General features: G+C 40.5%; 24 protein-coding genes. 17 read left to right on the forward strand and 7 right to left on the reverse strand.

Annotated features, from left to right (window positions below; all coding sequences use genetic code 11):
- Positions 1-262: 262 nt before the first annotated feature.
- Positions 263-865, forward strand: coding sequence for a nitroreductase family protein (locus tag BTU61_RS02695; protein WP_200772233.1), 603 nt, complete (start codon positions 263-265; stop codon positions 863-865).
- A 144-nt stretch (positions 866-1,009) separates the two neighbouring features.
- On the opposite strand, the gene BTU61_RS02700 is transcribed toward BTU61_RS02695, so the two are convergent.
- The gene (locus BTU61_RS02700; protein WP_200772234.1) at positions 1,010-1,705 is read right to left on the reverse strand and encodes a VIT1/CCC1 transporter family protein; all 696 of its coding nucleotides are present in this window, start codon (positions 1,703-1,705) and stop codon (positions 1,010-1,012) included.
- 201 nt (positions 1,706-1,906) lie between these two features.
- On the opposite strand from BTU61_RS02700, the gene BTU61_RS02705 reads away from it, so the two are divergent.
- The 6 genes from BTU61_RS02705 to BTU61_RS02730 all read left to right on the forward strand — a co-directional run bounded on the left by BTU61_RS02705 (position 1,907) and on the right by BTU61_RS02730 (position 8,957).
- A complete protein-coding gene (locus BTU61_RS02705) occupies positions 1,907-3,199 on the forward strand; it encodes a PTS transporter subunit EIIC (RefSeq protein ID WP_200772235.1) in 1,293 nt (430 codons plus the stop codon).
- Positions 3,186-4,043 carry an alpha/beta hydrolase gene (locus BTU61_RS02710; protein WP_200772236.1) on the forward strand — a complete coding sequence of 286 codons (858 nt, stop codon included), beginning with the start codon at positions 3,186-3,188 and terminating at the stop codon, positions 4,041-4,043. Before BTU61_RS02705 ends, BTU61_RS02710 begins: the two co-directional genes overlap by 14 nt.
- An 83-nt stretch (positions 4,044-4,126) precedes the next feature.
- Complete coding sequence (locus BTU61_RS02715; protein ID WP_200772237.1) at positions 4,127-5,245, forward strand: DUF4767 domain-containing protein; 1,119 nt, start codon at positions 4,127-4,129, stop codon at positions 5,243-5,245.
- 214 nt (positions 5,246-5,459) lie between these two features.
- Positions 5,460-6,014 carry a hypothetical protein gene (locus BTU61_RS02720; protein WP_200772238.1) on the forward strand — a complete coding sequence of 185 codons (555 nt, stop codon included), beginning with the start codon at positions 5,460-5,462 and terminating at the stop codon, positions 6,012-6,014.
- A gap of 179 nt (positions 6,015-6,193) precedes the next feature.
- Positions 6,194-6,961: an ABC transporter ATP-binding protein gene (locus BTU61_RS02725; protein ID WP_200772239.1), complete on the forward strand. Its 768-nt coding sequence runs from the start codon at positions 6,194-6,196 to the stop codon at positions 6,959-6,961.
- Positions 6,954-8,957, forward strand: a complete 2,004-nt coding sequence (locus tag BTU61_RS02730; RefSeq protein ID WP_200772240.1) for an FtsX-like permease family protein — start codon at positions 6,954-6,956, stop codon at positions 8,955-8,957. Before BTU61_RS02725 ends, BTU61_RS02730 begins: the two co-directional genes overlap by 8 nt.
- Positions 8,958-9,372: 415 nt before the next feature.
- Here BTU61_RS02730 and BTU61_RS02735 read toward each other — a convergent pair whose 3' ends face one another.
- Positions 9,373-11,337, reverse strand: coding sequence for a peptide ABC transporter substrate-binding protein (locus BTU61_RS02735; protein ID WP_200772241.1), 1,965 nt, complete (start codon positions 11,335-11,337; stop codon positions 9,373-9,375).
- A gap of 259 nt (positions 11,338-11,596) precedes the next feature.
- Between BTU61_RS02735 and BTU61_RS02740 the strand changes: the two genes are divergently transcribed.
- The 9 genes from BTU61_RS02740 to BTU61_RS02780 all read left to right on the forward strand — a co-directional run bounded on the left by BTU61_RS02740 (position 11,597) and on the right by BTU61_RS02780 (position 17,285).
- On the forward strand, positions 11,597-11,914 hold the full coding sequence (locus BTU61_RS02740; RefSeq protein ID WP_200772242.1) for a PadR family transcriptional regulator: 318 nt from the start codon (positions 11,597-11,599) through the stop codon (positions 11,912-11,914).
- A 5-nt stretch (positions 11,915-11,919) separates the two neighbouring features.
- Positions 11,920-12,720: a hypothetical protein gene (locus BTU61_RS02745; RefSeq protein WP_200772243.1), complete on the forward strand. Its 801-nt coding sequence runs from the start codon at positions 11,920-11,922 to the stop codon at positions 12,718-12,720.
- Complete coding sequence (locus BTU61_RS02750; protein ID WP_200772244.1) at positions 12,717-13,547, forward strand: hypothetical protein; 831 nt, start codon at positions 12,717-12,719, stop codon at positions 13,545-13,547. The genes BTU61_RS02745 and BTU61_RS02750 overlap by 4 nt, the downstream gene beginning before the upstream one ends.
- A 259-nt stretch (positions 13,548-13,806) precedes the next feature.
- The gene (locus BTU61_RS02755; RefSeq protein ID WP_000141913.1) at positions 13,807-14,043 is read left to right on the forward strand and encodes a DUF2829 domain-containing protein; all 237 of its coding nucleotides are present in this window, start codon (positions 13,807-13,809) and stop codon (positions 14,041-14,043) included.
- Complete coding sequence (locus BTU61_RS02760; RefSeq protein ID WP_200772245.1) at positions 14,036-14,734, forward strand: 3-oxoacyl-ACP reductase; 699 nt, start codon at positions 14,036-14,038, stop codon at positions 14,732-14,734. Before BTU61_RS02755 ends, BTU61_RS02760 begins: the two co-directional genes overlap by 8 nt.
- A gap of 9 nt (positions 14,735-14,743) precedes the next feature.
- Positions 14,744-15,223: an NUDIX hydrolase gene (locus BTU61_RS02765; protein WP_200772246.1), complete on the forward strand. Its 480-nt coding sequence runs from the start codon at positions 14,744-14,746 to the stop codon at positions 15,221-15,223.
- 7 nt (positions 15,224-15,230) lie between these two features.
- A complete protein-coding gene (locus BTU61_RS02770) occupies positions 15,231-15,959 on the forward strand; it encodes a GNAT family N-acetyltransferase (RefSeq protein WP_200772247.1) in 729 nt (242 codons plus the stop codon).
- A 41-nt stretch (positions 15,960-16,000) separates the two neighbouring features.
- Positions 16,001-16,903 (forward strand): putative PEP-binding protein, encoded by a 903-nt coding sequence (locus BTU61_RS02775; protein ID WP_200772248.1) that lies wholly within the window; start codon positions 16,001-16,003, stop codon positions 16,901-16,903.
- The gene (locus BTU61_RS02780; RefSeq protein WP_200772249.1) at positions 16,845-17,285 is read left to right on the forward strand and encodes an ASCH domain-containing protein; all 441 of its coding nucleotides are present in this window, start codon (positions 16,845-16,847) and stop codon (positions 17,283-17,285) included. Before BTU61_RS02775 ends, BTU61_RS02780 begins: the two co-directional genes overlap by 59 nt.
- Before the next feature lie 387 nt (positions 17,286-17,672).
- Here the strand turns inward: BTU61_RS02780 and BTU61_RS02785 are convergent, their stop codons facing one another.
- The 4 genes from BTU61_RS02785 to BTU61_RS02800 form a co-directional block, all read right to left on the reverse strand.
- Positions 17,673-18,890: a tyrosine-type recombinase/integrase gene (locus tag BTU61_RS02785; protein ID WP_001291561.1), complete on the reverse strand. Its 1,218-nt coding sequence runs from the start codon at positions 18,888-18,890 to the stop codon at positions 17,673-17,675.
- Between the two features lie 81 nt (positions 18,891-18,971).
- Positions 18,972-19,175, reverse strand: coding sequence for an excisionase (locus tag BTU61_RS02790; RefSeq protein WP_000814511.1), 204 nt, complete (start codon positions 19,173-19,175; stop codon positions 18,972-18,974).
- Positions 19,176-19,635: 460 nt separating this feature from the next.
- Positions 19,636-19,866: a helix-turn-helix domain-containing protein gene (locus tag BTU61_RS02795; RefSeq protein ID WP_000857133.1), complete on the reverse strand. Its 231-nt coding sequence runs from the start codon at positions 19,864-19,866 to the stop codon at positions 19,636-19,638.
- Complete coding sequence (locus BTU61_RS02800) at positions 19,863-20,285, reverse strand: sigma-70 family RNA polymerase sigma factor (RefSeq protein ID WP_000804885.1); 423 nt, start codon at positions 20,283-20,285, stop codon at positions 19,863-19,865. The genes BTU61_RS02795 and BTU61_RS02800 overlap by 4 nt, the downstream gene beginning before the upstream one ends.
- 504 nt (positions 20,286-20,789) lie before the next feature.
- On the opposite strand from BTU61_RS02800, the gene BTU61_RS02805 reads away from it, so the two are divergent.
- Entirely contained in the window at positions 20,790-21,143 is a 354-nt protein-coding gene (locus BTU61_RS02805) for a helix-turn-helix transcriptional regulator (protein WP_001227347.1), read from the forward strand.
- A gap of 59 nt (positions 21,144-21,202) precedes the next feature.
- Here BTU61_RS02805 and BTU61_RS02810 read toward each other — a convergent pair whose 3' ends face one another.
- Positions 21,203-21,370 (reverse strand): cysteine-rich KTR domain-containing protein, encoded by a 168-nt coding sequence (locus BTU61_RS02810; RefSeq protein ID WP_000336323.1) that lies wholly within the window; start codon positions 21,368-21,370, stop codon positions 21,203-21,205.
- Between the last annotated feature and the right edge of the window lie 29 nt (positions 21,371-21,399).

Here is a 21,399-nt window from a genome sequence, read left to right on the forward strand (position 1 = left end):
TGTCTTTGGATTGTCGAGCAANNGCTGATTTCATCAGCTTTTACAGCCCTACTCAACTGTGCGGAGGTGGGACAACGAAATCGAATTCTAACGAATGACCGATTTCTGTCCCACTCTCTTTTTAGGGCTCTCATCGTAGATCTTGCTTAGTGACTGTCAAAAAAGTTAGGAAAATCCGAGTTGTAATAGTTGACATTACAATTAAAATTCGTATAATGGTTAGTGTAATAAAAAAAGTTATAACTGAAAAGAGGAACTCACAATGACAAACTTTACGGACTTACAAACCAAACGCCGTTCAATCTATGTATTAGGAAAAGATGTGGAACTTTCAAACCAAGAGTTGATCGAAACCATTCAAGGAGCAGTTCTCAATACACCAACTGCTTTCAACTCCCAAACCGCCCGTGTAGTGATTTTGTTGGACGATGAATCAGATGCCTTTTGGAACGAAATTGCCTACTCAGAATTGGAAAAAGTGACACCTGCAGAAGCTTTTGAAGGCACAAAACAACGTTTGGCTGGTTTTGCCAAAGCTAAGGGAACCATTCTTTTCTATGAAGATCAAGAGGTGGTAAAAGGGCTTCAAGAGCAGTTCCCTTTGTATGCAGATAATTTCCCAATTTGGTCAGAGCAAGGTCACGGCATTGCCCTTTATGCAAGTTGGTTGGCTTTGGCTGAAAAAAATATCGGTATGAATGTGCAACACTACAATCCACTTGTGGATGCCCAATTGGCGGAAAAATATGCTATTCCTGCTAACTGGAAACTTCGTGCTCAAGCGCCTTTTGGACAAATCCTAGCACCGGCTGGGGACAAAGAGATCCAGACAGAAGGACGTTTCAAAGTCTTTGGCGGCCAATAAGAGATCTCGAAACCCCATTCCTTAGAAAATGATTGCATGAAAAAAACGCATGATAGCAAGGTTTTGAAGCACCTGCTATCATGCGTTTTGTGGTTTTTAAAATTGATTCAAACATGCAATCTCAGTTACAGGAACTTGTCTGTATTAGAGATTAAAGAGTTGTCCAAAGAAGTAAGTCACAGCCATGGTGAGGAGGCCAATGATCAGGTTGCGTAGCATGGCTGGCTTGGTTGGTGCTTTCCCAAGTTTTGCGCTGGTGTAGCCTGTGAAGATCAAAGATAGTCCCACAACGATGACCGTGATGGGAATACGAGTGCTGGTCGGAAAGAGAATGATGGACAGCATCGGAGGAAGAGAACCAACTGAAAAAGCAAGAAAGCTAGAAGCTGCAGCATGCCAAGGATTGGTAAATTCCTCGTATTCAATCCCATATTTTTCTTCAACGAGGGCTTTGAGGGGGTGTTTCCGAAAGGCCCGTTCGGTCATAATTTGAGCAGAGGTTTCACATTCTCCGTTTTGAATATAGGCCTGATACAAGGATTCTCTGGCTAATTTTGGATCGTGATCCAAGAGGGATTGTTCACGGTTCACAGCAGCTTCTTCGGTATCTTTTTGAGTCGATACAGAGACATATTCACCTCCGGCCATCGAAAAGGCACCTGCGAGAACAGCTGATAAGCCAGAAAGGAAAATAATCCAGATATTATGTGTCGCACTGGCTACCCCGATAACTACTCCAGCAATCGAAATAATCCCATCATTTGCCCCAAGAACGGCTGCCCGTAAAATATTCAACCGGTCGCTAAAAGACTCATCTACTCCGTGTTTTGTTTCAGTCATCATCATTCTCCTTCTTTCTTATTTAGAATGATTATAAATAAAATCCAAACAGAAAGCAAGCCGTTTGGCTTAAATGATAAAAGTTCGACAATTCTCATAAACCGACAACAATCTTTCAAAGAAAATGTTAGTCTGCGGGTATGCTATAATAGAAAAAGATACTAGAAGCTGATGAAGTAAAAAACACAAGGAGGAGGCCCCATGACCCAGTACTTAGTCCAGAAGTTTTACTGGTTACGAGAAAAAAGTTTGATCCAAATTACCCAGAAAACTCTGGTTTCCCTATTTCCCTTTTTCCTATTTTCAGGAATTGTGCGGGTGATTGCCTTATCTGTTTTCTCCGATCGGGGCTATATCCACCAGCTCTTTTCGATGGATAGCTGGTTCCCATGGGATCAGGCTATTAGCCAAGTTCTGGTTAATTTTTCGAACTTTCTTGGAGGTTTGGCAGGCCCCTTAGCAACCTACTTTGCTGGGAAATATACAGCTGGCCACTACGGGAGAAGTACAGGGACAGCTGGTGTCACAGCTCTTTTAGTTAGCCTCATTGTCGGTTCACAGGAATTATTAGTAGGACCTCTTAATGATGGACAACTGACCAGGATCAATCTCCCTGCAACGACCAATATTGTTTTGGCCATCTTTTTAGGTTACCTAATCGGACAGATCTTCCGCCTTTCTAAGGCTAGTGATGACCAGATCGTGGACAAGGATTTTATCTATCAGCCCAAGACGGTACGTCCTATTTTCTTCTCTCTGATTCTCGGTGTCAGCATCAATCTTCTTCTTATGTTGGGCTATCGGTTCAATGTTTTTCAGACTATTGGTCAGCTTTTCAGTTCTCTAACTGCCAGTAGTCATCATCTCTTGTCCACCTTTGTCATGGGACTCTTCAGTGGCTTATCAGCCTGGGTGGGCAACAGTCAAGCTTTTGCCCTAAACTCAATTGCGGATGATAGTTTTGCTTTAGAAAATCTGACTTATGCTGTGACCCATCATACAACGACAGGGATTCCCCATCTCTATACCTTGACCAACTTGTACCGTAGCTTTGGGATGGTAGCAGGAGTCGGCGCCGTCCTGGCCCTTTTGGTAGCGATCTTACTAGTATCCCATAGTCAAAAGGACAAAAAAGTTAGTCTTCTCAGTATTTTTCCAGGCCTCTTTAATAACGGTGCCCCCTTCATGGTAGGGATTCCGGTCCTTCTCAACCTGCTATATGTGATACCTTTCTTATTGATCCCCTTGGTCAATATGGCCATCGCTGCGGTTGCTTTGTGCTTTAAGCTGATGCCAGCAGCCGTCTATCCAGTGCCAGATGGGACTCCGAGCCTTCTCTATGCCTTTATCGGGACAGGTGGCAGTCTTCGGGCCCTTTTTGTCAGCCTGCTGTGTTTTGCAGTGGGTGTGCTGATCTATTTTCCATTTGTCCGTATGGGAAATCGTATCCGAAAAGATCTAAAAGTGAAAGGAGAAAGCGATGAAACTCTCTAAAAAAACCGTGATCGTCCTCACTTTGGTCAGTCTTTTCTTGATCGGTTTAGCCATTCCATCTTATAGCTGGACTCGGACGAATGTATCAAAAATCGAGAAATTCTATAATTCAAAACTATCTCCTATCATTATGATTCCGGGAAGTTCCGCGACAGAAAATCGCTTTGATGGTTTGGTCACCAAACTCAACCAAGACCGGCGTGGCACCAAGCACAGTCTTCTCAAGGTCAAGGTATGGAATGATGGGCATATCACCTATAGCGGTAGTATTGATACCAAGGACAATGAACCAGTGATTGTGGTTGGTTTTGAAAACAACAAAGATGGCTATAGCAATATTAAAAAGCAAGCCAAGCTATTCAACCAAGCCTTTGAAGCCCTCCAAGAAAAATACAATTTTAATAATTTCAAGGGCTTGGGTCATTCCAACGGTGGCTTGATCTATACAGCCTTTATTGAAAATTATCTTGGGGATTATGATATCGATCTGAAAACCTTGATGACCATCGGCACGCCCTACAACTTTACAGAGACCAATATTCAAAACAAGTCTGAGATGTTGGCCGATTTTATCAAGGGAAAAGAAGCTATTCCTAGTACTCTCCATATGTATTCAGTAGTTGGGACCATTACCTATGATTCAGATGAGTTGGTCCCAGATGCCAGTGTCTCTGCTGGAAAATACATCTATCAAAACCAAGCTGCTAGCTATACAGAAATCACTGTGACAGGTGAGGATGCCCAGCACTCGGACCTTCCGACCAATGATGAGGTGGTTGCCTTGGTGAAAGAGCATATTGAAAGTCAAACGGATCGTAGAACCAAACCAAATAAAGGAAACTAAGTGTGAAGAAGGGATTCCTTCCTCACACTTTTTTTAGTATAATAAAGATCAGTATGAAAACACGGGAGACTAGAGGAGATCAGATGAAAAGAAAACAGTGGATGCAGTTGGGATTAGCGGCTTCGAGTATGGTCTTGTTAACAGGATGTTACCAAAGATACCAGCGCCAGTCCAGTCCTAAAAAAGAGGTTGCAACCAGCCAGACAGCAGCTAAAAAACAAGCGAAAAAAGCAGACAACAAACAATTATACCAGTCTGTTTTTTCAGACTACCAAAAGATTTTTGCCACTTCAAAGGATTTGGATGCCATTTCCAAATTGAATGATGAATTAGCCAAAGAAGATCGGATGATCAATAGCTGGGTGATCGAGACTGTCATCAATCAGCCAGCAGCTGTTCGCTATGCCTTTAAGGACTTAAATAGCGATGGAGTAGACGAGATGATCATTGCCAATCAGCAGGGCGATGGGAGCTACTTTGTAACGGGCGTCTATTACCTAAAGGACAAAAAGCCGACCTTACTAGCAGAAGGCTTCGTCGCTGGACACGGAGGAGCGCGCAATGCGACAACGCTCTATAAGGGAGGAGAAGTCCTAGAAGTTAGCTGGTTGTCAGGGACGGGCAAAGGTGTGGCGGTACTATCCCGTCTAGAAAAAGCCCCACAGATGGCAAGTAAAGTCAAGGAAGAGGAAGTCCAGGTCCCTGGATCGGATCTCAATGCTATTTTTGGCAAATCAGATGAAGAGAAACTTGATCTTGAGAGTTTTGATTGGCAAAGTTTTGACAGCACACCTTCAGGAAGCGATACCCAAAGTCAGGAGAAAAGGCCTTGGAATGCTGAAAAATCAGCCAAATTAGCGGACTTTATGAAAACCTGGGGTCAAAAGATGGGGCAACCCAATTATCAAAAAGGCATCGCAGGTGGTGATGTGGGAGCCGACAATCTTTATACTCTTGGGGACAATAGCAAGATGGATGCCATTTACACAGACACGGGTCAAGGAAATGCCAAGTACCGTATCGTAGAACGCTATAGCAATTGGGATAAGTATCCAGATGTGCATAGTTATTTCTTTGCCATTACAGATACCGGAGAGGGGATCGTCTTTCATTCCCCAACAACCAATGGCGGGAAGATGTATCTAAAACCAACGGACAACAAGGAACTTCAAGAAGAATTCACTCAATTGCTCCATGAATAGGGAAAGAGAACAAAGCCAGAGAACGATCTGTTTTCTGGCTTTTTATTCAATTATAGAATAAATATGCAATGTTTGATATTGTTGTTTAGTAAATAAAAAATGTTAAAAGCTAGTAATAAAAAGCCTAGATAGTTACTGGCCTTCTGTAAAATGGTTGACAGAAATGAAAAAATATTTTAAAATAAATTCAACCATACATTATAGGAGAATACAAATGAAAAAAATTCTTACAGCCGGTGTAGCACTTTTATCAGTTGCAACCCTAGCAGCATGTTCTGGTAAAACTGCTTCAAACTCATCAAGCAAAGATGCAAAAGCTTCTTCTAGCAAAGTAGAAAAATCATCTACTTCAACTAGCAAATCAAAAAGCTCATCTAAATCATCAAAAACTTCAGTTGATATTCCAGAAATCGTCTTGTTGACAGATGAAGAAATCGATAACGCTAAAACAATTGGTGATTTTAAAAATCTTTATGGTAAATTAGTAGATAGCTATAAAAAATACGCACAAGATATCGGTCAACAAATTCCAGAAGCACAGAGATCTGCTTACACTCAACAAGTAGAACCAGCTATCAAGGCTATGGATGACTCAAAAGCTCAATTCAATACCATGCTATCAAGTGCAGGTTCAGATGACACAGTTGTTCCTGAGCAAGGTCGTACACCTTTCTTGCAACAAATTAGAACAGCTCGTGACTCAATGACAAATATTCTTAAAGGTGTCTACCAATCTCTTGGGAAAGCTACCTCTTCATCAGCTGAATAATTCATAAATAAAGATAGGTTAGGACCTCAAGTCCTAGCCTGTTTTTTTGCTTTCTTACAAAAATGTAAGAAATAAAGAGCAAAATGTAAGGTTATGTTATGGTGAAAGCGTTTCAGTTTTAGTACAATAGACTTGTAAAAAACGATGGAAGCTTTTATCGAGCTAGAAAGGAAAGAACCATGACCCTACTAGACGTTCAACACATCAAAAAGATCTACAAAACGCGCTTTCAAGGGACGCAGGTTGAAGCCCTAAAAGACATTCATTTTACCGTGGAAAAAGGGGAATACGTCGCCATCATGGGGGAATCAGGGTCCGGGAAATCCACCCTTCTTAATATCCTAGCCATGCTGGACCAGCCGACGGAAGGACGGGTCTACCTCAATGGTACCGATACTTCAACTATCAAGAACAAGGATGCATCCAGCTTCCGTCGAGAAAAACTAGGCTTTGTCTTTCAAGACTTCAACCTGCTGGATACCTTGTCCGTCAAGGACAATATCCTTCTCCCTCTCGTCCTCTCCCGCAGACCCGTCAAGGAAATGATGAGCAAAGTGGATAGCGTGAGTCGGGAATTGGGCATTCACCAACTTTTAGAAAAATACCCTTACGAAATCTCTGGTGGGCAAAAACAACGGGTGGCTGTTGCACGGGCCATCATCACCTCACCTGAAATCCTCCTTGCTGATGAGCCAACAGGGGCGCTGGATTCCAAGTCATCGGCTGCATTGCTCGATGTCTTTGAAGATATCAATACCATGGGCCAAACCATCCTCATGGTGACCCACTCAACCGCAGCGGCAGCTCGGGCTAAGCGCGTGCTCTTTATCAAGGACGGGATCCTTTACAACCAAATCTTCCGCGGGGAAAAAACAGAACGTCAGATGTTCCAAGAAATCTCGGATACCTTGACGGTCATGGCGGGTAAGGAGGATCGTAATGTTTAAATTAACAAGTAAATTGGCACTTTCTAATCTCAAACAAAACCGCAAGCTCTATTACCCCTTTGCTTTGTCCGTCATTTTAACAACCATGATCCTCTATAGCTTTATCGCCCTGGCAACGACCCCTCATTTAGAGGTTTCTTACGGAGGACGAACGGCAAGATCTGTTCTTGGTTTTGGCAGTTTCGTTGTCCAGCTGGTCGTCATCATTTTGGTGGCTTATGCCAATGGCTATGTCATGAAAAATCGTTCCAAAGAACTGGGACTCTACAGTGTTTTGGGGATGGAGAAGAAGCACCTCCTCGTCATGACCTTATGGGAATTGCTTTTCTTCTATATCCTTACGGTTGGCGCAGGACTGGGCTTGGGACTCTTGTTTGATCGCTTGATTTTTGCCCTCCTCTTAAAATGTATGGGGCTTCCAGTCGTCATTCAATCAACCTTCCAGATAGGGGCTGTGTTTAAGACTTTGTTAGGATTAGCTATTGCTTTTGGCCTCATTCTCTTGTTGAATTCTTTCCGCCTCATGCGCTACAGTTCCCTCCACCTCATGCAACAAAAGAAAGCAGGCGAGAAGAAAGGACGCTTCTTGCTGGTCCAAACTCTTTTAGGACTAGGACTCTTAGGAATTGCTTTCTATTTAGCGCTAACAGCAGAGCGTCCGGTTGCGGCGGTTCAAGGATTCTTTATTGCCGTCATCTTGGTCATTCTAGCGACCTATCTCTTATTTAACGCAGGATCCATTACCTTCTTAAGAATGCTCAAAGGTCGGAAATCCTACTATTACAAGCCGGAGAATTTTATATCCGTCTCTAACTTAATAGCTCGGATGAGAAAAAATGCAACAGGTCTTGCGACCATTAGTATTCTATCCACCATGGTCTTGGTCACCTTAACCGGGTCGCTCAATCTCTTTATTGGAGGGCAGAATTACCTAGATACTATGTACCCTTCGGACTACAATATTAGTGTGGGGCATATGACTTCAGAAGCTGAAACAGAACCAGTTATTGAGGAGGTTCAAGCCCAAATTAAGAAAATAGCTGATGCGACACATCTATCAGATTATCAAGTGACTCAGACAACATACTGGTCGGCTGAAATTCGAAAGATTGATGGAAAGGTCTTAGAGGTGAATGACCAGTCCACTCCAGCAACTGGTCAGGAGTTAAAGACAGAAGGAGTGGTCAACTTTTTTGATCAGGCGACTTATGAGCAACTGACGGGTAAAAAAGTTGAGCTTGGCGAAAATGAAATCCTAGCCTATGGTTATCACTATCCTGGAAGATTAGACTCGCAGTTAAAAATCAATGGGAAGACCTTCACGATTAAAGAAAAACTAAACTCCAATTTTATCCAAGGAAAACTCCCTCAAGCCGACCTGTTTCAACACCAAATGGGCTTGTACCTTGTCCTCCCTGACTTGAACCAACTGGGACTAAAAATTGATAAAAATTTGGAATTCTCTATTAGTGCTAAAAATAAAGAAAACCAAGATTTTATAGCTGGAATGGCCAGAGAGCTTAATTCGACAGACAAAATGAGTCAATATGGTGCGACTTTGTTTGGTGGGGTTGATCGATACAGCATGGAGAAGGAGTGGCGTGAATCAGCAGGGACCATCCTCTTTATTGGAGTTTTCCTATCTGTGATCTTTCTTTTGGCTACGGTTCTCGTCATTTACTACAAGCAGATTTCAGAAGGCTATGAGGACCGGGAAAATTTTGTGATCTTGCAACAAGTAGGATTGGACCAAAAGCAAACGTCCACCACGATTCGCAAACAGATTCTCACCGTCTTTTTCCTTCCATTATTCTTTTCCTTCCTCTACCTAGGAGTAGCCTACAAGATGATCGCAAAGATCGTTGCTCTCTTAGGAGCGAACAATGCGGGCTTGGTCCTTCAAACGACTCTGTCTATCTGCGCTGTCTTTTTCATCTCCTATATTCTCGTCTTTCTTCTGACTTCTAGAAGTTATCGCAAGATTGTCGTGAGATAGCATTTGATACGATCGAAGCTTAGGAAAATAGGTGAAAAAGAGATCACCTGAAATACTGTTTCAATCAAAAACACCGAGGAGATCCCCGGTGTTTTTGATTGAAGACGAAGTCATCTTAGAAACTTCCCTTAGGTGAGTACGGACGTTAGGTGAAATTATCCAGTGGATGATTTCAGCAATCCAGTAAGTTCCATGACTTAGTTTTGAACCTAAAGTTTCAAAACTCCCGAGTGCTAGAAACAATAGTGTTTCTAGCACTTTTCTCACGGCGGAAAGTTTCAGTGTATGATTGAATGAGCCTAATTGGATGTATTATCTTAATTCTTTATATATTCCTAACTTGTTCTATATAAAGAAACAATTTGTCTACATTTTAAAACACCGAGGATGTAATCCCCGGTGTTTTAAAACGTGATTATTTCACGTGTTTTGCAAGATCTGCTTGAGCTTTCTTGTTTGACTCTGCTTTATCTTTGAGCCATTGTTTGTAAGCTTTTTCGTAGTCAGCAGTTGTAACGGTCTTATCTTGTACTTTCTTGTACTTGAAGTAGTTTGTATCTCCTTTAATACCAACCAATGAATTTGGTGATGAGAATGGAGTTACTTTAGTGATAGATGGAACACCACCTTTAGAGTAGATAGGAAGAACAATTGCGTTTTCTGTCAACCAAGCTTGTGCAGCAGCGTATTTTTCATAACGTTTATTGGTATCCAATTTTTCAGCATTTGCATCATCAAGCAATTGTTTGTATTCGTTCAAACCAAGTTTTTCGATAAGAGCTTGGTCTTTCTTAGGATCAAGACCCATACCAGTCAATGTTGGACCATCTACTGGGCTCAAAATGTCAAGGTAAGTAGAAGGGTCTTGGAAGTCAGGTCCCCAACCACCGATGTCTAAGTCAAAGTCTTTTTGTTCTGGTGATTGTGCAAAGTATGTAGCGTTGTCCGCATCATCAGTAGACAATTTTTGAACATCGATCACAACATTGTCTTTACCAAGGGCAGTTTCAATAGAGTTCTTCATTGAGTCTGCTTGTTGAACAATAGGGTTTGAAGATTGGTCAACAACGTAGTCGATATGGATTGGGAATTGAACACCTTGTGATTGCAATGCAGCTTTTGCTTTTTCAAGTTCAGCTTTCGCTTTATCAGTGTTATGCAAGCTGTCTTGAGCATCGGCAAAGCTTACACCTTTCCATTCGTCTCCAGCTGTAGCAAGTTTTTCTTCGACGAGAGTACCGAAGTCTTTACCGTTTGCTTGCACAAATGTTGGAGGAACAAGAAGGGAACGAAGAGTTTTCGTTGCTGCTTCTTTACCGTTTGATTGGGCACTGTATGAAGTTCTGTCCAAAGCAAAGTTCAATGCTTGACGGAAGTCTTTGTTTTGAAGAGCTGTCTTAGTGCTATTCTTTTGTTCGTCAGATTTCTTTGAAGTGTGACCGTAGTTTTGACGGTTTACGTTGAAGTAAGCATAGTATACAGTAGCATCTTGTTGAGTATAGATAATGTTATCTTTGAATTTCTTTTGGATTGTACTGTATGTAGAGCTTGTAGGGAAGAGACGAGCAGAAGTTAAGTTACCGTCTGAGAAGTTACGAGCAAGATAGTCTTGGTCTGATCCATCGAAGTAAGTCAATTTGACAGTGTCGATGTGAACATTTTTCTTGTCGTAGTAGTTAGGGTTTTTGTCCAACTCAATTTGTGATTTTGAAGTGAAGGACTTCATAATGTATGGACCGTTGTAGAGGATTCCTGTTGGTTTCACGCTACCAAAGTCTTTACCAGCTGATTCAAGGAATTTCGCATTAACTGGCATCATAGTAGAAGTCGTCAATTTAGAATTCCAGAATGATTCTGGTTGGTTCAAAGTGTATTGAAGAGTATGATCGTCAACGGCTTTGACACCAACTGTTGAGAAGTCTTTAGTCTTACCATTTACGTAGTCATCCAATCCTTTGACAGAATTTTGAACCAAGTAAAGGGCGTCAGATTTTTTATCTGCAACGTATTTAAGAGAAGTAACGAAGTCTTTTGCAGTTACATCTGCGTATTCGTTTCCTTCTGAGTCATACCACTTCGCATCTTTACGAAGCTTGTAGGTATAAGTCAAACCGTCTTTAGAAACAGACCAGTCTTCCGCAAGGGCAGGAATCAAGTTACCATATTGGTCATTTTCGAACAAACCATCAACCAAGTTAGTAGTGATATCACTAGTTGTTGAACGGTTTGAAGTCAAATAATTCAAGGTATCAGGGTCAGTACTATAAACATATTTATAGGTTGTCCCATTTGATGAATTAGAAGATGAACCACAAGCAGCAAGGAAAAGTGTTGATGCTGCGGCTACACCTGCTAAGAGAGCAAGCTTAGATTTTTTCATATTCACAACTCCTTTTGAATAATTACGTTTATTATACTCCAATCAATTGCCAAAATAAAGTGTTTTTTGTACTTTTTTTGTATATTTACACACTTGAGGGCTGGAAAGCCTTTATTTTAAGGCATTTTTAAGGATTCAAAAAATTTTAAAAAATTTTTTACTATTATGCTTTACATACTAGTTAAGAAAGAGTATACTAATAGTGAAAAGACTAGTATGTAAAACAAACTAGTAAGGTAGTAAAAAAGAGGTGAGAAGGATGAAAGAGTCCCAATTATTAAAGGGAGTCTTGGAGGGCTGTGTGCTTGAGATTATTTCCAAAAAGCCCATTTATGGTTATGAATTGATCCAAAGTCTCAAAGAGATGGGATTTGATAAGATTGTCGCGGGGACTATTTATCCCTTGCTTCAAAAATTAGAAAAACAAGGGATTATTCATGGGGAAATGAGGCCGTCTCCAGATGGTCCCGATCGCAAATATTTTTCACTGAGTAATGCTGGGAAAGAGCGCTTAGGGGAATTTTGGGACCAGTGGCAGGAGTTAGTCACAAAAGTAGACCGTATCAGGAAGGAGTGAGAAAGATGGTAGAAAGTTATACAGAAAAAATGTCAAACGAATTGATGCATCTAAATAAGGACGATCAAGCCTATATGAAGAAAATGGTGGCCTATATTGGGGCAAAGGCTTATTTTTATGATGATGAAGCACTCGGTGAACAGCTCTACAATATGGTTTGCGACCTAAAAGTTGCTGAGAAAGAAGGCATTCGAGCAGTGGATTATTTCGGAAAGGATCCACGGGCGATGGTAGATCAAGTGCTTGCTGAGTTACCTAAACGCTCTTTAGGATCTTATGTGGGACTCGTCTTCTTACTTGGAGTGATCTTGGTTGGCATGCGTTATTTAATGGATTTTACCTGGATGATGCCACTGAAAATTCAACCTTTAACATATGTTGTCATTCTACTCAATTTCTTGGTATTCAGTCAGTTCATCATGTGGCTTTGGTCCAAACAGAGCTATGGAGAAATGAAGTGGCCTTGGGCTGCTTTTATCAGTGTGATCAGCCTGATGGTGTTTCTGAACATCGTCCGACTATTTTCGATCAATTTTGGCCACATTGGGAGTCTCTTCTTATCAGATGGTTGGGGGATTGCTCTTGCTGTCCTAGTCCTCCTTGGATTTGCAGTTATGGCTTATAGAAGCAGGAATCGACTGATGACGAGTCTACTAGTCATGGGTCTGACTTTCCTAATTACAGGATGCTGGATTCGTCTTGTGAATCAGGGAACTGCTCACTTATTAGGCTGGCTACTCCCTCTTATAGGACTAGCCCTGTTCCTCCTTGTATTTCGTCTCCAAAGAAAGGGGAAAGCAATATGACATCAGCTATTTATTATGGAGAAACGCAGGCTTTGGTTGAAACCTTTAGCCAGGAGGACCAAGCTTATTTCCAAGATCTCTGGGATTATTTCAATTTCGCCGGTTTCTTATATGAGGAGAAAGCTTTAAGAGAGCAGGTCTATAATCTGGCGCTAGATTTTTCGCAAGCAAGTGGGGATGGATTGACAGCGACGGACTATTTTGGACAGGATCCCAAGGGAATGGCAGACCAAATCCTAGAGAATATGCCCAAAGAATCCACGCGATCTGTTCTAAAATATGGTGCAATCGTCTCAGGAATAGTCATTTTTTATCGCCTCTTAAGTGATTTTGCTTCGCAAGCAGTTCTAGTTCTCAAGCCACTCGTCTATCTAACGGATAGTATTTTAGGTATTTTAGCCGTTGGTCTACTCTTCTATCTCCTTCGTCGCCTCATTTTTGCAGAAGAGAAGTCAAAAAAAGCAATCTATGTGGCAGTCGTCCTCGTTCTGGGGATCTATTTTATCAGTGAAATAGTAGGGGACCGTTTCTTGCCGGCTTTTGCCTGGTTGACGGTACCTAGTCCATGGGATACCTTTCTCATAACAGGTGCTTCTGCAGGACTTATCCTGTGGCAGTGGAAAGAAGAGTTTGCTCGTGCCTTCATCTTTCCTATTCTGTCCTTCTTAGTAGTGGGATTTTTGCATCGCTGGACTTTGGCACAAGGGATTCAGAATTCTACCATGACCGTGATCCTGCCTACGGTAATCATTGTTATGGGATTGATGATTTACTATTGGTTCACGATTCGCGCTTTGAAAAAGAACAAGACAGAAAATGGTGAATAGCGTGAAAAGGGGGTTGGGACAAAAGTCCTAGCCTCTCAATTGTCTTTGGATTGTCGAGCAAGACGCAGTGGTTGAGTGGGCTCTACTACGCTGATTTCATCAGCTTTTACAGCCCTACTCAACTGTGCGGAGGTGGGACGACGAAATCGAATTCTAACGAATGACCGATTTCTGTCCCACTCTCTTTTTCTGTTGAAAACCAACGAGCAAGCTTGATTTTTGTTATAATGAAAGTGAGTATAAATCAAAGGAGAAGATGATGACATTTGAAGAAATCTTACCGGGACTAAAGGCAAAAAAGAAATATGTGCGAACTGGTTGGGGCGGAGCAGAGAACTATGTCCAATTGTTTGATACCATCGAGCAAAATGGAGTGGCTCTAGAAGTGACGCCTTATTTCCTCATCAACGTCTCTGGTGAAGGCGAAGGATTTTCCATGTGGAGTCCAACCCCTTGTGATGTCTTAGCGACAGATTGGGTGGAAGTCCATGACTAAACGGGTCTTGATTACGGGCGTAAGCTCCGGGATTGGTCTGGCTCAAGCTCGCCTGTTTTTAGAAAAAGGTTATCAAGTTTACGGAGTGGATCAGGCTGAAAAGCCTGACTTACTAGGAGACTTTCACTTTATACAACGTGATTTAACGCTTGACTTGGAACCTATTTTTGATTGGTGCCCTCAGGTGGATGTTTTGTGCAATACTGCTGGAGTTTTGGACGATTACAAACCCTTACTGGAACAATCTGCTCAAGAAATCCAAGAGATTTTCGAAATCAATTACGTAACTCCGGTTGAGCTGACTCGCTATTATTTAATAAAAATGTTGGAACATAAAAAAGGAATCATCATCAATATGTGCTCCATTGCTTCTAGACTAGCAGGAGGTGGCGGTCACGCTTATACTTCCTCCAAGCATGCCCTTGCGGGATTTACCAAGCAGTTGGCCCTGGATTATGCAGAAACTGGCATTCAGGTCTTTGGCATCGCGCCAGGTGCAGTCAAAACTGGTATGACCGCAGCGGATTTTGAGCCAGGTGGTCTAGCAGATTGGGTAGCCAGTGAAACCCCCATCAAGCGCTGGATTGAGCCAGAGGAAGTAGCAGAAGTCAGTGTCTTTTTGGCTAGCGGGAAGGCATCCGCCATGCAAGGACAAATCCTGACGATTGACGGTGGCTGGAGTTTGAAGTAGGAGGATTTGATGGAAATCAAACATCACTTTGGGGTATACGGAGTCTGTCTTCAAGAGGGGAAACTGCTCTGTATTGAAAAAACAAGAGGCCCCTATCAAAATCGTTTTGATCTACCGGGTGGTAGTCAGGAACTCGGTGAGGGGTTGACAGAAACCCTCAAGAGAGAAATTCTTGAAGAGACAGGATATTCTCTTAGCAGTTATTCAAATTCTAGAATTTATGATGTGATGGTTCAAGAAGAGGGAAAAGACTTCGCTGTGCATCATATCATGGCCTTTTATGATATCGTACTCGATTTCGAACACTCTCAAAAATCCCTTCCTCATGAAGTTCATGATGGAAGCAATGATTCAGCAAATGCCATTTGGCTGAATTTGGAAGAAATTACCGAAGAAAATGCCTCACCCCTATTATTGAAGGTTAAGACAGAGTTACTAGGATTTCCAGAATTGGACAAGACCTCTTACACGAATTGGAAGGTAAAATAGAGGGATAATGGAACTATTTAAAACATGGAAGAAATATATGGTTCTCTATGGCCTTAAATCTCAAAACGGGACTGTTTATCGAAACAGTGATAGGACAACGAGTTTTTATGATATTGGGAATTTTCTATACCTAGCAGGGGAGTTGGATTCCAGATTTTGGGAAGATTTTGTTAGGCAATATGGTTTAGATTATAAGATTATTATTTCAGAAGACACTAAGTGGCAAGATTTTCTGCGTCAGAAAGTGGAGCTAATTTCTTTTACTCGCTATTCTTTTAAAGATAAGGCAAATTTTCAAGTTGAATTTCTAAATGATCTAGTTAGTCAGTTAGAGAAAGGTTGCAATATTGTGCCTATTGATAATCGTATTTATAACTGCCTTTCTGAGGAAGAATGGTCACAAGATTTACAGGGGGATTTTGAGTCCTACCAGGATTTTGCTTTAAAAGGTGGATTTGGCTTTGTTATTCTTAAAGATAATGAAGTGATTGCTGGGATTTCCTCAGGGTTAATTTACCAAGGAGCAGTTGAAGTGGAAGTTGCAACTAGACCAAACGAACAAGGAAATGGATTTGCTAAAAAGCTTGGTGCTGCAATGATTCTAGAGAGTTTAAATAGAGATATGTTTCCACTTTGGGATGCTCATAACGAGGCTTCCAAAAAAGTAGCAGAATTTTTAGGATATGAGTTAGTTGAACCTTATGAAGCTTTTGAACTAGAGGAAAGTGTCGTATAATGATATCTGATATTGTATCTTTTAAGACGAGGTGAATGAACATGCAAAATCAACTAGCTCTTAGTGGTGAAAAAATTGTTGAAAAAGTTTACCCACAACTATTGCACCACGTCGGCTTGATTCGTGGGGAATACTTGTTGAGAGAACTAAACCAAAACATACTATTACCAAATTGTCAGCAATTTGTGAAAGATTATCTAGACACTATTTGTCATTTGTACTCAGATGAAGAAGTCTGGTATCGCTTTTCAGAGTTAACAAATGCAGAAGCAAATATTCTAGACGGGACTAAAGAGTATTTTGACGAACGCCACCCCTTATTTGGATACAGAGGTATCAGGCGTTTGTTGGCGTGTCCAGATGAATTTCAGGCTGAGACAAATGTTGTTACGGAAGTTTTTCAAACCAATCCCAATCTGTCTGTTATTTTTCCTTTTGTCAATGATGCCGAACAATTAAAACAAGCTATTACAGTATTGCGTCAGTATGGTTTTACCGGGAAAGTCGGCACGATGATTGAATTACCATCAGCTTATTTCGACTTGGACAGGATACTGGAAACGGGCATTTCAAAGATTGTAGTTGGAATGAATGATTTAACTTCTTTTATATTTGCGACTGTGAGAAACAGTCAATGGCATGATTTGGAAAGCCCCATTATGTTAGAAATGTTGAGACAGATGCAGGATAAAGCAAGAAAGAACAAGATTGATTTTGCTGTAGCAGGCTATCTGAATACTTCTTTCATACAAAAAATGAATCAGATGGGTATCGAATGTATTCTCCATTACAGCTCTATTCCAGAGATTTTTGATTTAGAAATTGACCATCCAGACCATCTTAAACATATAAAAGAAGAAAGTAAAAAATTACAAAGGAGAACTCATGACACCTCAAGAAATGTGGAATGCCTACAAGCAAATCAACCCCTCTATCGGAGATGAAATCGATGCCTGGGCCTTTGGAGTGGATCCAGACCTTTTAGCGGAACTGGTCTTTAAAGGCGAAAAAACAGCAACAGCCTCAGCCTACGACCTCTACGCACTAGAGGACGAACCCCTTCCCCAAGAAGGGACCTTTGATGTCATTTTGGACAGTCAAAATCAAGCTGTCTGCATTGTCGAAGTCACAAAGGTTTCCGTTCAACCTTTTCATCAAGTGTCAGCTGACCATGCCTACAAGGAAGGTGAGGGAGACAAATCTCTAGCTTATTGGCGTCAGGTTCATGAAGACTTTTTCAAAGACTGCTTTGGAGAAGCAGGTCTAGTTTTTACACCTGACAGCAAGGTAGTTTTAGAAGAATTTCGCAAGGTTTATCCATTGTAGAATACGCTCTCCATTTAGGAGAGTCATATTGAAGACAAAATCAATTTGAAAACTTTCCTTAGGTGAGTACGGATGTCAGCGAACTTCCTCGAAGTTCCATGACTTAGTTTTGAGCCTAAGGTCTCAAAACTCCCGAGTGCTTGAAATAATCGTATTTCAAGCACTTTTCTCACAGCGGAAAGTTTTAGTATATTTTTGATTAATTTTTATATAAAACAAAGTATAAATTTCTAATTATCTTTTTATATTTTCTTAAATGCTCGTAAAGCCTTATTCTATGTGCTTTCGAGTATTTTTACTGTAGGAAGATACTTCACGTTTCTTTGCATATTTCCTCATGTCTTAGCTGTCAGAAGTGGTAAATAAGTAGTAAATTCATTTGTACTACTAAGCAACAAGACGCTCCTGTTGCTTCTCTTTATTCAAGCGTTTCATTTCTGCCATTGCAGAATCGAATGTTGCATGTGCGTAATAGTTCAGCGTCATGGCTATATTAGCATGTCCCATAATGTACTGTAATGCCTTTGGATTCATTCCTGCATTTGCATAGTTGGTACAGAATGTATGTCGCAAACTATGTGGAGTGATGTGTGGCAATTTATCCTCGTTATACTTATTGTATTTCTTAACAAGACCTTTCATCATGCCGTTGTAATCACTTGCCACTTTTGGATAGTTCTTTCTATTAAGAAAGAGGAAATCACTATATCCATCAATCTCAACACGCTTATCATTCTTTCGATTCGCTAACACTCGCTTAAATGCTTGATAGGCTTCTTCAACCATAGGAACTTGACGTTCGCCACTTTTGGTCTTTGGTGTTTCAATGTAGTACCCAATTTCAGTATCTCTCAATAGCTGATGGTCTATATTGACAAGACGATTCTCAAAATCTAAATCTGGAAGTGTCAAACCACCAAACTCTGAAATACGAAGACCTGTTTTTAAGAGTATCAGAATTTCATCATAATTTTTGCTGTAGGTTTTATCAGCTTTTGCAAAGGCTAACAGTTTTTCTTCCTGTTCTTCTGTTAGTACGGTCTTAGGGACAGTATCATCATCAAGAACTGCTTTCAGTTGAAAGTCAAATGGATTCTTCCGAACACAATCATCTTGTATAGCAATATAGAATGAAGCCTTTAAAGAACGTTTGTAGTTATTGATGGTTTGATAAGCATAACCATTTTCACTCATTCTAATAGCCCATTCTTTAGCGTCTGATGGCTTAATACTGTCAATACTTCTTACACCTAACTTGTCTTTCTTCAAAATATCCATAAGATATTTGCGTCCAGTTTCAGTGTTTTTTCTAACCTTTGGTCTTTGAGCGTTCTGTTTTGCGTAAAGCTGGCAGAGTGTCATTTTCTTTCCTACAACATCAATACCATCATGAATGTCTTTCTGTAACTCTGCGATTTTCTCTCTAAGTGAGATACAATCACGCTTTCCTGCTGGTACTCGGTCTGTAGCCACAAGTTTCCACGAGTAAACAAATTGCGGTTCTCCAAATGAATCTATATATTTGTATAAGTATCTTCCGTCTTTTCGTTGGCTCTCTCCAGTCTTTAAGATTCGACCTTTATTGTCACGTCTTTTTTCTGACATGGCATTTGCTCCTTTCCTTTATGGAAAGAGCCTTGATACGACTTAATACTATTTTATCATATACAAGACCCTTTGGCGACGCTAGATTGCGTCCAATGTATCTATAATTTTTTCAAATTGTTTTCGTTTAATCTGAATACGATTGCCATTCATAATCAGCCAATTTGCATTTTTATTTTCCTCTGCCAAGCGTCGTAGCTTGTTTTCGCCAATACGAAAATATTTTGACGCTTCTTCAATGGTTAGGGTATAACGTTCCCAAATAGGAATGTCAGTCTGCTTCATAAAATCCTCCTTTCCAAATCACTTATTTGGATTTCATAAAAGTTGTTTTACCAGCAATCGAACAGCTTTAGCAAAGCTCACGGGAGTTCCACCCCTGCATGGTTCTCATGTAGCCATACTCATTGCCTGCGACGGTTTTATCACGCTCGGACTATTGACTGTATGGGAGTATCATTATCACGATAAGAATGTCGTTGCAGGCAATCCTGCTAAAGATTGCTTCTCGGATCACTAACATGAATCGCTCGCTATCTTTATAAGATAGGTCATGGCGGTTAGTTCCGTTGGCTCTTTTCTTATCGAAACGTATTCGATTACTTTTATTCAGTTTTCAAAGAACAATGGCTCGTTAGCCTATCAAAACACATTGAAAGCTCAATATGCTTTGGTGGAATAACAAACCTCCCTGTTCGGGAAGCGTGGAATGGTTTAGCACGCTTCCACGAAAGGAGAGAGGATATTACTTAATTTCAAATGACAAAATCTTTGTAATCAGTCTGGTTTCCATTCTTCCACGTAAGACTTCATCAACGACCATACTTTGATTGCCATATTCATCTTTCATAAGTCGTAGGGAACGCTTCGTTATGTACCCTCTGTAATGATGTAGAATCTGGTTAATCGCTTCGGTATCGCCATCTGTTGCCTTTACAATGAGAGGAAAGGGAATCATAGGATATTGTGTTTTCATTCTTCAAATTCCTCCATAAACTTTTTAATTAAGGCTAGTCCACTGGTTCTATGCCGATAGACAGTAGAACGGTTCAATTTCAACAGGTCTGCAATTTCTGAATCGCTCATGTCCATAAAGTAAAACAGCAGTAGAATTTCACGTTTCTTGTCTGGCAACTCACGTAATGCTTCACTCAACAAATCATTTTCAACGCCTACTGATAACCCATTGAGTGTAAAAATCTGAAAGTCAGTTGAATAGTTATCTGTTGTCGCAAACTGGCTAACAAGATAATCGCCAACATCCGAAAAGGACACCTCACGCTTTGCAATCCTTGAAAGATAAAGCATATAATTCTTTCGCTCGTCTTCCATAGCACGTTTACAGATATAGTCAAACTGATTTTCTATTGTGGTCTGAAAAGAAGATGGTTTCATGTTTCTCACCCCCTTTCTGTCTAGGAAAGGAAGTGAGCCTTGCTCGTTTATCTCCTTTCACTCTTAGTCCCAATGTGAAAGGGGGATTTGTTGCATTACTGATAAATAAACTTTGTAAAAAAGTTCTGAATAGCCAAAAAAGCATATAAACAGATTTATTTCTCTGTTTACATGCTTCTGTTATTCTATCTATATGATTTATAAAACCACATTGGTGGACGTACTTATCTATTGCAGATAGACGACTTTTTTTGACAAGAACCCAATGAAAGGAAATTTATTGTATATGATGTACTTCATGGCGACGTTGACCTCCAACAAACCGCCATTTGGAAGTAATATACAATATTTTAACAGCGTAAATAGCACTACCATATAACGGTTTTTTTTATTGGCGTTTAGTAGTGCTTTTTATTAAATATAAACCTATAAACCATATAACACGTTTTTCTATACCTGTTTTTAATTCAGTAGGAACAATAAAATGTATAGAGGTGGTCTACTATGCGTAAAAAAGAAGATAAATATGATTTTAGAGCCTTTGGTTTAGCCATTAAAGAAGCTCGATTGAAACGAGGTTTAACTCGTGAACAAGTGGGAGCATTGATTGAAATTGACCCACGGTACTTAACTAATATTGAAAATAAAGGGCAACACCCCAGCATACAAGTTCTTTATGACCTTGTATCGTTACTTCATGTTTCCGTTGATGAATTTTTCTTACCTGCTAATAACTTGGTAAAAAGCACCCGACGATTACAGATAGAGAAATACATGGATAGCTTTACAGACAAAGAACTATCCTTAATGGAATCTTTAGCCAGCGGTATCAACGAAGCAAGAAACATCGAAGACTAATTAAAAGAATCCATACATAACGGAAAGAGCCGATAAAATGAGATTGTATTAATCTCATTTTATCGGCTCTGCGTCTTTGCGTCTGGCTCTGTAATCACAGTTACTTTGAACTGCTTTATTTCAATTAAATTTTCTTGTCTGCATTTCGGACAATAGAGGGGGAATTTTTTTAATTCAGTATCTTCCCTTATCTTTAATCGTGTTTTATTTCCACATACAGGACACAATATCCACTTGTAGTTTATAATAACTATCT

Source organism: Streptococcus lactarius (assembly GCF_016642265.1).
Lineage (GTDB): Bacteria > Bacillota > Bacilli > Lactobacillales > Streptococcaceae > Streptococcus > Streptococcus lactarius.

Bases quoted from the DNA above. Each gene is read 5' to 3' on its own strand.
- BTU61_RS02725 (WP_200772239.1), top strand. From the start codon at position 6,194: ATGACCCTACTAGACGTTCAACACATCAAAAAGATCTACAAAACGCGC.
- BTU61_RS02780 (WP_200772249.1), top strand. From the start codon at position 16,845: ATGACACCTCAAGAAATGTGGAATGCCTACAAGCAAATCAACCCCTCT.
- BTU61_RS02735 (WP_200772241.1), bottom strand. From the start codon at position 11,337: ATGAAAAAATCTAAGCTTGCTCTCTTAGCAGGTGTAGCCGCAGCATCA.
- BTU61_RS02795 (WP_000857133.1), bottom strand. From the start codon at position 19,866: ATGAAAACACAATATCCTATGATTCCCTTTCCTCTCATTGTAAAGGCA.
- BTU61_RS02805 (WP_001227347.1), top strand. From the start codon at position 20,790: ATGCGTAAAAAAGAAGATAAATATGATTTTAGAGCCTTTGGTTTAGCC.
- BTU61_RS02750 (WP_200772244.1), top strand. From the start codon at position 12,717: ATGACATCAGCTATTTATTATGGAGAAACGCAGGCTTTGGTTGAAACC.
- BTU61_RS02710 (WP_200772236.1), top strand. From the start codon at position 3,186: ATGAAACTCTCTAAAAAAACCGTGATCGTCCTCACTTTGGTCAGTCTT.
- BTU61_RS02745 (WP_200772243.1), top strand. From the start codon at position 11,920: ATGGTAGAAAGTTATACAGAAAAAATGTCAAACGAATTGATGCATCTA.
- BTU61_RS02720 (WP_200772238.1), top strand. From the start codon at position 5,460: ATGAAAAAAATTCTTACAGCCGGTGTAGCACTTTTATCAGTTGCAACC.
- BTU61_RS02705 (WP_200772235.1), top strand. From the start codon at position 1,907: ATGACCCAGTACTTAGTCCAGAAGTTTTACTGGTTACGAGAAAAAAGT.
- BTU61_RS02790 (WP_000814511.1), bottom strand. From the start codon at position 19,175: ATGAAGCAGACTGACATTCCTATTTGGGAACGTTATACCCTAACCATT.
- BTU61_RS02785 (WP_001291561.1), bottom strand. From the start codon at position 18,890: ATGTCAGAAAAAAGACGTGACAATAAAGGTCGAATCTTAAAGACTGGA.
- BTU61_RS02700 (WP_200772234.1), bottom strand. From the start codon at position 1,705: ATGACTGAAACAAAACACGGAGTAGATGAGTCTTTTAGCGACCGGTTG.
- BTU61_RS02740 (WP_200772242.1), top strand. From the start codon at position 11,597: ATGAAAGAGTCCCAATTATTAAAGGGAGTCTTGGAGGGCTGTGTGCTT.
- BTU61_RS02800 (WP_000804885.1), bottom strand. From the start codon at position 20,285: ATGAAACCATCTTCTTTTCAGACCACAATAGAAAATCAGTTTGACTAT.
- BTU61_RS02765 (WP_200772246.1), top strand. From the start codon at position 14,744: ATGGAAATCAAACATCACTTTGGGGTATACGGAGTCTGTCTTCAAGAG.
- BTU61_RS02715 (WP_200772237.1), top strand. From the start codon at position 4,127: ATGAAAAGAAAACAGTGGATGCAGTTGGGATTAGCGGCTTCGAGTATG.
- BTU61_RS02730 (WP_200772240.1), top strand. From the start codon at position 6,954: ATGTTTAAATTAACAAGTAAATTGGCACTTTCTAATCTCAAACAAAAC.
- BTU61_RS02755 (WP_000141913.1), top strand. From the start codon at position 13,807: ATGACATTTGAAGAAATCTTACCGGGACTAAAGGCAAAAAAGAAATAT.
- BTU61_RS02770 (WP_200772247.1), top strand. From the start codon at position 15,231: ATGGAACTATTTAAAACATGGAAGAAATATATGGTTCTCTATGGCCTT.
- BTU61_RS02775 (WP_200772248.1), top strand. From the start codon at position 16,001: ATGCAAAATCAACTAGCTCTTAGTGGTGAAAAAATTGTTGAAAAAGTT.
- BTU61_RS02695 (WP_200772233.1), top strand. From the start codon at position 263: ATGACAAACTTTACGGACTTACAAACCAAACGCCGTTCAATCTATGTA.
- BTU61_RS02760 (WP_200772245.1), top strand. From the start codon at position 14,036: ATGACTAAACGGGTCTTGATTACGGGCGTAAGCTCCGGGATTGGTCTG.